The sequence below is a fragment of the Acidobacteriota bacterium genome (assembly GCA_016184105.1).
Lineage (GTDB): Bacteria > Acidobacteriota > Vicinamibacteria > Vicinamibacterales > 2-12-FULL-66-21 > JACPDI01.
On record JACPDI010000018.1, the window covers coordinates 75541 to 84600 of the forward strand.

Here is a 9060-nt window from a genome sequence, read left to right on the forward strand (position 1 = left end):
ATGCCCCGGAGCATTCTCACCGCTGCGCTGCTCGCTACGGCGTGCGCCGTTGCGGCGCGTGCCGACGCGCCGGGCGTGTACGCCATCAAGGGCGCCCGCATCGTCACCGCGGCCGGAGCACCGCTCGCGACGGGTACGGTAGTCATCCGCGACGGCTTCATCGAGGCGGTGGGCGGCGACGTGCAGCCTCCCGCCGGCGCGCGCGTGATCGACGGCGCCGGCCTGACCGTGTATCCCGGGCTCATCGACATGGCGAACACCGCGGCCGCCGAGATCCCGCGTCAGGAGCAGCCGCGCGACCTGAAGACGACGGAGGAAGTCGAGCGATGGAAGCGCGGCACGATTCTTCGGCCGCAGCTCGAGGCCGCCGAGTACGTGAAGGTCGATGCGCCTGACCTGCGAAAGCTGGCGTCAGCCGGCATTACTACCGTGCTCGCGACGCCGTCCGGGCAGGTCGTGAAGGGGCGCAGCGCGCTCGTGAACGTCATGGCACCGCCCGAAGAGGCCCAGATCGGCGCCGTGGCCGATCCAAGACGCGGGCTCGTCATCCTCAAGTCGCCCGTGGCACTGCACGTCGAGTTCACGCCGAACCCGCGTCCGGGAGACGCATACCCGGCGTCGCTGATGGGGGTGATTGCGTTCGTCCGCCAGGCATTTCTCGATGGGCAGCACCACCGCGCGGCCGTGGAGCACTACACGAGGGTGAAGGGCGTGGGCGTGCCGAGACCTGTCCACGAGCCGGCGCTCGACGCGCTGCAGCCGGCGCTCAACCGAAGCTTGCCGGTGGCGTTCGACGCCGACGAGGGGCGCGAGGTGCTGCGCGCGTTGAGCATGGCGCAGCAGTTCAACCTCGACCCGATCATCGTGGGCGGTCTCGAGGCAGACACGGTGCCCGCCGATCTGAAAGCGCGGAGCGCCCGCGTGATCTACAGCCTGAACTACCCGTCGCGCCCCAAGGCGCTGGCTCCCGGGGCCGATGAGCCCCTGCGAGCCCTGCGCGCGCGGGCCGGCGCGGCGCGGACGCCGGCGGCGCTCGAAAAGGCCGGCGTGCTCTTCGCATTCGGATCCGACGGTCTCAAGGAGCCGAAGGACTTCGTGAAGAACGCGTCGAAAACGGTCAGGGAAGGGCTGGCCGCCGAGGCTGCGATCCGCGCCCTCACGATCAACGCGGCACGGATCGCCGGCGTCTCCGATCGGCTCGGCTCGATCGAGAAGGGCAAGATTGCCAACCTCGTGGTTACCCAGGGGGACATCTTCGACGAGCAAGCGAAGGTGAAGCACGTGTTCGTCGACGGGCGGCCGGTTGCGATCGACGAAGCGCCCGCGGCGCCGGCGCGGCGCGGTGCACGGTAGCCTTCCGTCAGCGGCTGATCCAGCAGGTCATCTTCACGGTCAGCGACCGGTTCCTGACGCGGTAGGTCTTCGCGCCGGGAAGCCCGGTGTTCCAGCCGTTGTCGTAGACCACGTACAGATCGCTCCCGGGCCTGTAGATGTACCACAGCAGGACGTTCAGCGTGGCGAGCTTCCGATCGTCGTTGTATTGAACGAACGTCTTCAGAAACAGCGCCGGAGAAAACGAGTAGCTCGCGCGGGCGCTGAGGGTGTTCGTGACGTACGGGCGGACGTCTCGCCGCGTGAGGCGGTTCCGCGTGTAGCTGGTCTCAAACAGCAGGGTGTCGACCGGAATGAAATTGAAGCTGGCGCGATAGGTCTGGCGGCCGCCGTCGTAGTACCCGCCCCAGCCCACGTTGCCGCCGCCATAAACGCGGCGTGACTGGTTGGTCGAAACGCCCGCGCGATACTCGTTCCAGCGATAGCCCCCCACGCCGAGCGCGCCCGCTCCCAGCTCCCACGCCTCAGGCAGGAAATCGTAGTTGCCCTCGAAGTCGAAACTCAGGTTGGAACCGTCCTGGCGATTCAGATCGAATGAGAACCGGTGTTGGCGCGACTCGACGCGCCCCGCGTGGTTTTCGAAGTAGTCCACCGCCACCCGCGTCTGCACCTGCCGCACGCCGGGCCACTTCGGACGCGGAGTCCAGCCTGCGCTCGCCGACAGATTGCGAATGTCCGTCCGCCGGATGAAACCCATTTCGGCGTTGAACCGCTCCTGCACGTCCAGGTAGGTGGCGCCTGCGTTGTACCGATCGGTCTTCCAGTCGATGTCAAACGCTCCGGCCATGTCGCGGCCACGCGACCCTGACGTCATCGTCCTGGCGAGCAGGCCGGTCATCACGGTGCTGCGGCCGAGAGTGAACGCGCCGTCGACGCCCGCCGATCGATTGAACCCGCCTCCCTGCTGGTTGAGGAAGATGGCGCCGACGGAGGACTGCGAAAGAACCGGCCGTTTGATCCGGAACGCGGTGAAGTTTCTCCGCGGCACGTCGACCGTGCCGTCGTCGGTTTCGACGGTGGCCGCCTCCGTGGCGATGTTCATCAGGCCGACGGCGAACTGCCCCACCCGCCCCGTGATCTTGCCGCCCCCGGCGATGGGCACCGCGCCCCCTTCGGCGAGCCCGATCCGGCGCGAGTAGAAGACTGGCAGCAGGCCGCGCGCGCCCCCTCCCCCACCATCCCCGCCGAGGAGGTTCGACCCGCTGCCGCCGAAATCGAAGATGCCCGCGCTCTCCGTGAAGAACTGCCGCTTCTCGGGGAACGAGATGGGAAAGCGCGAGAGGTTGACGACCTCCTGGTCCGCCTCCACCTGGGCGAAGTCGGTGTTCACCGTGAGGTCGGCGATGAGGTCCGGCGTCAGGCCCACGCGAAGGTCGGCGCCGTAATCCGCAGTGGCGGCGGCCCGCGACTCCGCCTCGTAATTGCGGCCGACGCGGGGCGAGACGAACGGCATCAGCTCGAACCGCCGGCGCGACGACAGCCCGCTGAGCCCGGTCAGCACGCCGGCGTGCGACATCCGGCCGAGCCCGTTCGATCCCCACTCCCGCGGAAACGGCACCCAGTAGGTCTCCTCGTTCTTGCGCATGATGATGCGGCACACGTTGAGCCCCCACGTGGTTTCGCCGGGTGAGATCCGGAAGCGGAGCTGGTTGAGGGGAATCGCGATCTCGACGTACCAGCCGCGGGCGTCACGGCTGGTGCGGCAGCGCCACACGGCGTTCCAGTCGTAGTTGATCGTACGGCTGTTCTCCGCCAAGTGGGCGTCCTTCAGCGCGCCGAGCGGGTTCGTGGCGAAGGAAAACGCGTTGCGGTGATCGTGGAACGTGTCGATCACGATCTTGATCTGATCGCCGCGCCTCAGCCCGGCGTCGCGCTTCAGCTCCGTTGCGCGGATCCCGTCCGGCTGGGAATCGTACGCCCAGATCGCGAAGTAAATCGTGCGGGAGTCGTAGAGGATCCGGAACTCGGTCCGTTCGGTTGACGCGGCGCCGAAGCGCGGCTCGCGCTGGACGAACCGGCCCATGGCCGGCGCGCGCTGCCAGACCTCGTCGTTCAGGCGGCCGTCAATCTCCGGTGCCTGCCCCTCCGGCAGACGCGCGGCGATCGCCAGGAACGTCTCCGGATCGATCGCGTTGACGTCCAGGATGTCGGCGGCACCGGGGTCCACGTGCGAGGGGCCTGTCGAATCCGACGCGGACATCTGGGCGCGGGCGGGTGCCGTACACGCCAGGAAGATCGACACCGCCAGCACGACCACCTTGAGCACGGGGATGGGAGCGGGCAAGGAAGAGATGTCGGATCGTATCAGAACCCGCCGACGCCCACCGACCTTATGACGCGCCCCTGCGCGAGCGTCAGGATCCATTCGCCGATCGCCCGCACCTCCTCCTCGTCGTGCGAGACGTAGACGACCGGCACCTTCAGGTCATCGCGGACGCGCTGGAGGTAGGGGACGATGCGGCGGCGGAGCGGCGCGTCCACCGAGGCCAGGGGCTCGTCCATCAGGAGCAGGTCGGGCGACGACATGAGCGCGCGCGCCAGGGCGACGCGCTGGCGCTCGCCGCCGGAAAGATCGCGGACCGCGCGCGGCAGCAGGGGGCCGATCTCGAGCACGGACGTCACGCGCTCGAAGTTCGACACGGCGCCGCGCCCCGCGCCATACATGACATTCCGGCGGACGCTCATGTGCGGGAACAGGGCCAGGTCCTGGGGGACGTAACCGACGTGGCGGCGGTGCACCGGGACGTCGACCCCCTCCGTCGAGGAAAACAGCTTCCGGCCGCCGACGCGCACGTGACCGCGGTCGGGACGCCGGAGCCCCGCGATCGCTTCCACCAGCGTCGTCTTGCCGGAGCCGGACGGCCCAAACAGGGCGAGGCTCCGCGAAGTCGACGCGCACGCGGCCTCGAGGCTGAACGAACCCTGCGTCAGCGCGATGTCGAAGTCGAGTACCACGATTCCAGCAACCGGTTTGAATAGAAGACCGCGGCAAACGACACGGCGGCCGAGATCGCCAGCAGGATGATCGCCTGACGATCCATGCCGCTTTCCGCGTAGGTGTAAATCGCCGTGGCCAGCGTCCGGGTGCGGCCGGGAATGCTGCCGGCCACCATGATCGTGGCGCCGAACTCGCCAAGGGACCGCGCGAAGGCGAGCACCGCACCGGCAACGAGGCTCCGGGTCGCGAGCGGCAGCGTCACGCTGAGGAACGCGCGCGTGGGCGTCGCCCCCAGCGTCCGCGCGATCTGCTCGTAGCGGGGATCCACGTGCTCGAAGCCCGCGCGCGCGGTCCGCACGAGCAGCGGCAATCCCATCAATGCCATCGCCACCACCACCGCGCGCCACGTGAAGACGATCTCGATGCCGACGCGCTGCAGCGCCGCGCCGATCGGCCCATTCGGCGAGAGCAGCTGCAGGAGAATCAGGCCGGTGGCCACCGGCGGCATCACGAGCGGCAGCGTCACCAGCGTCTCGACGAGCGCCCGGCCGCGAGAGCCGCCGCGGGCGAGCCACCACGCGAGCGCGATGCCAAAAGGCAACGCGACCAGCGTGGACAGCGCCGCGCACGCCAGCGTGAACGCGGTCAGCTGAACGAGGTCGCCCGTCATGAAGCCGGCGGAGGCGTGAACCCGTACCGCGCCAGGATCTGCTGGCCCGCCATCTCCCGCAGAAACTCGAGAAACGCGCGCGCGCCACGCGGGTTTCCGGACTGGCGCGTCACGGCCGCGGTGTACAGGATGGACGGCGCGCCCGGGCCGCGCACCTCGTAGACGACGGCGACCTGGTGCGAGGTCCGCGCATCGGTGAGATACACGATCCCTGCGTCGACCGCTCCGCCCGCCACGAGCGCGAGCGCACCCCGGACGCTGCCGGAGGGCACCAGTCGATCCTGGAGGGGCTGCCTCATCCCGATCCGCTGGAGCCACGCCATCGCATACACGCCCGCGGGCACCGCCCGTGGATCGCCCACCGCGATCCGGCGGACGCGCGGCGACAGCAGTCTGGAAGGTTCCGGCCACCTCCCGGCGCCGCGGCCGGGCACGATCACCGCCAGGGTATTGCCGGCAATCGCCACGCGGGAGCCGGCGCGCAGCGATCCGGCGCGATCGGCGACTTCCATCTGGGCTTCGTCCGCGCTGATGAACACGTCGACCGGCGCCCCGTGAACGACTTGGCGCGCGAGCGCGTTGGACGCCGCGAAGTTGAAGTTCACCTCCTGGCCGGTGCGCGCCTCGAACGCAGCCGCGCAGTCGGCCAGCGCCTCGGTGAGGCTCACGGCGGCTGAAACCAGCAGCGACGACGAGGCGGGGGGAGTCCCGCCGGCCGCCAAGGCCGTGGCAACGGCGAGGGCGGATACCCATGGATACATGGATATGCAATTTAGTATGATTCGAGACGGTATGGCAAACAGCTTTGTCCGGATGCTGTCGGTCCGGGACGCTGCCGAGCGGCTTGGCGTCAGCTATCCGACGATCAAGCAGTGGATCTACAAGGGGAGCATCCGCACCGTCCGCACCGACGGCGGGCACCACCGCGTCCCCGAGAGCGAGGTCGACCGGCTGCTGTTGCGGCGCGGCGCGCCGGCGCAGCCCGTCACCGCCCGGCGCCGGCCAGGCGCCGTCGTCGCGATCAGCGGCCGAAATCAGCTGCGGGGCACGATCGAAGAAGTGCGCGTGGACGGCGTCCTCGCGCAGGTGAAGCTGCGCATCGGACAGCAGTCGCTGACGGCCATCATCACGCGCGATGCCGTGGACGAGCTGAAGCTCCGGCGCGGCGACGCGGCGATCGCCATCGTCAAAGCGACGGAAGTGATGATCGCCAGAGAAGAGTAGCTATCGCTTTGGAATGTAACCCATCTCCCACCGCGGAATACTCAGGAAGCAGAACCTCGAAAGGGAGGAGTTTAATGTTTTTGGATAGGAATGCGAGCAAAAGTGCGTCCCGCGTCGCGCACGTTCCCGAAACGACGGCATCCTGTGGACGTCGCCGCGTCGAACTTCAATCTGCGGGTTGAAGGTTCGATTCCTACGCGGCTCGCCACTCTTTCATCAGGACTCTCAGACGGCGCCAAGTAGCTGAAAAGTGGTGCTGTTACGGCGGTTCGATTGAATCGATTCCCGTCGAACGCGATTCCTTCGGGCAGGAACAGCTGCTGAAGGCGCTGCTTCTGATTCAGAGAAGCCTGAACCCACAAGTCCGCCGCGCGCGGTAAAACCCGTTCTGCGAAGGCCAGGATGCCCTGTACGTCGAGTTCGTCAACCGCTTCGGTGTGATGCTCGATCTTGGCGAGCGTCAGTTCCTCGCGCAACCTGTCGCGTTGGCGGCTGTAGCTGGTGAGGTCGATTGACTCGGAGTAGAGGAACACTTCGTCAAGCCGGTCGAGCTTCTGCTGGATCACCTTGACCCGGCGTTCTTGTTCCGTCGTCCGCTCGTTCGCTTCCGCACACCGCTGCTCCCAAACGTGAAGGATGCGATCCTTCACTAGCCGCATGTAGCCGGGCGTCGGCTGCAAGAGTGCCAGTTCGTCGACGAACGCGCCTTCGAGTGCCGCCTTGCCCACGTTCACCGCTCGGCACTGGCGCTGGCAGTGGTAGTACGCATAGTGATCGTTGCGCCCTTTCGACCAGCTGCCCGTCAACGGGCGGCCGCAGGCGTCGCAGCGCACGAAACCACGCAGCGGAAAATCGGGATGATTCCGCTGTCGCGGGCCGGAGACCACGACGCGGCCGTCGAGCACAGCCTGCGCACGGTAGAACGTCGCCTCATCCACGACCGGCTCGAAGTCTCCTTGTGTCGAGACGCCGTAGTCCGGGCTCTCAATCTTCCCGATGTAGATCGGGTTTCGCATCATCTGCCCGAAGCTCTGTGGCGACAACGTCAGGCCCTTCCGGCTTCGCAACCCCGCCGCGGTCGCGCGTGCGATCACTTCCTGCTTCGTGTACCGCCCTGTCGCCAACCCCCCTGTGCCAATAATCTCTGAGACAACCTCCCGAGTGAGATTAGTGTAGGGGCGGGGAGGGTTCGATGGATGAATCGTATGCCAGTAGCAGTGGAGATCGACGTGGCGGAGGGGTCGGAGGCGGAGGGAGCCCGGAGGGCGACCGGAGTCTCCGACCTCTCTGCCACGTCGCGCGCGAGCAGCCCCGACCCTGAAGTGCCAGCGAAGGTTCAACGCCGACAGTTCACCGCGGAGTACCGGCGTCGCATCCTCAGGGAAGCCGATGCGTGTAAGAAGCCCGGGGAGGTTGGCGCGCTGTTGCGCCGCGAGGGCCTCTACAGTTCGCACCTGGTGAACTGGCGACGTCAGCGCGAGCAGGGCGAGCTCGTCGCCGGGCGTGCGCGCACGCGCGGACCGACGCCCAAGCCGGTCGATCCGCGCGTGAAACAACTCGAAGTCGAGAACCGCCGCCTCCAGCGAAAACTGGCGCGGGCGGAGACAATCATCACCCTCCAAAAAAAAGTTGCCGAGATCCTGGGGATCCCCCTGAAACCCCTCGACATCGACGAGACCGACTGATGGTCGCCATCGAAGCCGTGACCACGACCGGCGAGACGTCGGCGCTCTGTCAGAGCGTCGGTCTTGCGCGCGCGACGCTCTATCGGCGTCGACGGCCCGTCGAGTCGTCGACGCCGCGACCACGGAAACCCTCGTCGCGCGCGCTGGTCCCCGCCGAACGGCAGACGGTGCTCGACGTCTTGCATAGCGAGCGGTTTGTCGATCAGTCGCCGGCGGAAGTCCAGGCCACGCTGCTCGAGGAACAGACGTATCTCTGCTCGACGCGGACGATGTATCGCATCCTGGACGCCGCGCAGGAAGTCCGGGAGCGACGCGACCAGGCGCGGCATCCGACGTACGCGAAGCCCGAGCTCGTCGCGACGACTCCGAACCAGATCTGGTCGTGGGACATCACGAAGCTGAAGGGGCCGATCCCGTACCTCTATTACTCGCTGTATGTGATCCTCGATCTGTTCAGTCGCTACGTCGTCGGCTGGATGGTCGCGGCCCACGAGAATGCCCGCCTGGCCCAGCGCCTGATCGACGCGACGTGCCTCAAGCAGGGGATCGGCCCGCATCAACTGACCATCCACGCTGATCGCGGAGCCCCGATGCGCAGCAAGCTCGTCGCCGAGCTCTTCTCGGATCTCAGCATCGCCGCGAGTCACTCGCGGCCTCGCGTGAGCAACGACAATCCGTTTTCCGAAGCGCAGTTCCGCACGTTCAAATATCGGCCAGAGTTTCCGGATCGATTCGGCGGCATCGAACACGCCCGCAGCGTGAGTCGGGATCTCTTCGCGTGGTACAACGACGCGCACCATCACAGCGGGCTGAGCTATCTCACACCCGCCGACGTCCACTACGGCCGCGCGGCCGCGACCCTCGAGGTCCGGCACCGCACGCGCGTGGCCGCCTATGCGGCGCATCCCGAGCGCTTCGTGCAGGGCCCGCCGCGCCTCGAAATCCTGCCGCACGCGGTTTGGATTAATCCGCCGGCGAAATCGACCGGCCAGGATGCCCCAGGAGCGACGATCGTCACCCCGATCGACCCGCAGCATGGGGGAATCAACGGATCACACGTCGCTCTCGAGCATCAATCGACCACGCTCATCCGCACCGTGGAGTCGCTACAGTAAATTGCTGAACCACGTTGTCTCAAAATCGTTGACACG

At 67.3% G+C, this 9060-nt stretch carries 7 protein-coding genes and 1 pseudogene; 3 read left to right on the forward strand and 5 right to left on the reverse strand.

What is annotated here, in order from left to right:
* The gene (locus HYU53_07180) at positions 1–1353 is read left to right on the forward strand and encodes an amidohydrolase family protein (protein ID MBI2220978.1); all 1353 of its coding nucleotides are present in this window, start codon (positions 1–3) and stop codon (positions 1351–1353) included.
* A 7-nt stretch (positions 1354–1360) separates the two neighbouring features.
* Here HYU53_07180 and HYU53_07185 read toward each other — a convergent pair whose 3' ends face one another.
* Genes HYU53_07185 through modA form a run of 4 tightly spaced genes read right to left on the reverse strand, consistent with a single transcriptional unit; the run spans position 1361 to position 5761 of the window.
* Positions 1361–3676, reverse strand: a complete 2316-nt coding sequence (locus HYU53_07185) for a carbohydrate binding family 9 domain-containing protein (protein MBI2220979.1) — start codon at positions 3674–3676, stop codon at positions 1361–1363.
* A 20-nt stretch (positions 3677–3696) separates the two neighbouring features.
* Positions 3697–4347, reverse strand: coding sequence for an ATP-binding cassette domain-containing protein (locus HYU53_07190; GenBank protein MBI2220980.1), 651 nt, complete (start codon positions 4345–4347; stop codon positions 3697–3699).
* Complete coding sequence (gene modB, locus HYU53_07195) at positions 4320–5000, reverse strand: molybdate ABC transporter permease subunit (protein MBI2220981.1); 681 nt, start codon at positions 4998–5000, stop codon at positions 4320–4322. The genes HYU53_07190 and modB overlap by 28 nt, the downstream gene beginning before the upstream one ends.
* Entirely contained in the window at positions 4997–5761 is a 765-nt protein-coding gene (modA, locus tag HYU53_07200; protein MBI2220982.1) for a molybdate ABC transporter substrate-binding protein, read from the reverse strand. Before modA ends, modB begins: the two co-directional genes overlap by 4 nt.
* Before the next feature lie 31 nt (positions 5762–5792).
* On the opposite strand from modA, the gene HYU53_07205 reads away from it, so the two are divergent.
* The gene (locus HYU53_07205; protein ID MBI2220983.1) at positions 5793–6224 is read left to right on the forward strand and encodes a helix-turn-helix transcriptional regulator; all 432 of its coding nucleotides are present in this window, start codon (positions 5793–5795) and stop codon (positions 6222–6224) included.
* 71 nt (positions 6225–6295) lie between these two features.
* On the opposite strand, the gene HYU53_07210 is transcribed toward HYU53_07205, so the two are convergent.
* Positions 6296–7318 (reverse strand): recombinase zinc beta ribbon domain-containing protein, encoded by a 1023-nt coding sequence (locus tag HYU53_07210; GenBank protein MBI2220984.1) that lies wholly within the window; start codon positions 7316–7318, stop codon positions 6296–6298.
* A 210-nt stretch (positions 7319–7528) separates the two neighbouring features.
* On the opposite strand from HYU53_07210, the pseudogene HYU53_07215 reads away from it, so the two are divergent.
* Positions 7529–8895: pseudogene (locus HYU53_07215) on the forward strand (IS3 family transposase).
* Positions 8896–9060 lie beyond the last annotated feature (165 nt).

What these genes read in the sequence shown, in the direction of transcription:
- HYU53_07180 (MBI2220978.1), top strand. Translation starts at nt 1, where the DNA reads ATGCCCCGGAGCATTCTCACCGCTGCGCTGCTCGCTACGGCGTGCGCC.
- modB (MBI2220981.1), bottom strand. Translation starts at nt 5,000, where the DNA reads ATGACGGGCGACCTCGTTCAGCTGACCGCGTTCACGCTGGCGTGCGCG.
- modA (MBI2220982.1), bottom strand. Translation starts at nt 5,761, where the DNA reads ATGTATCCATGGGTATCCGCCCTCGCCGTTGCCACGGCCTTGGCGGCC.
- HYU53_07205 (MBI2220983.1), top strand. Translation starts at nt 5,793, where the DNA reads ATGGCAAACAGCTTTGTCCGGATGCTGTCGGTCCGGGACGCTGCCGAG.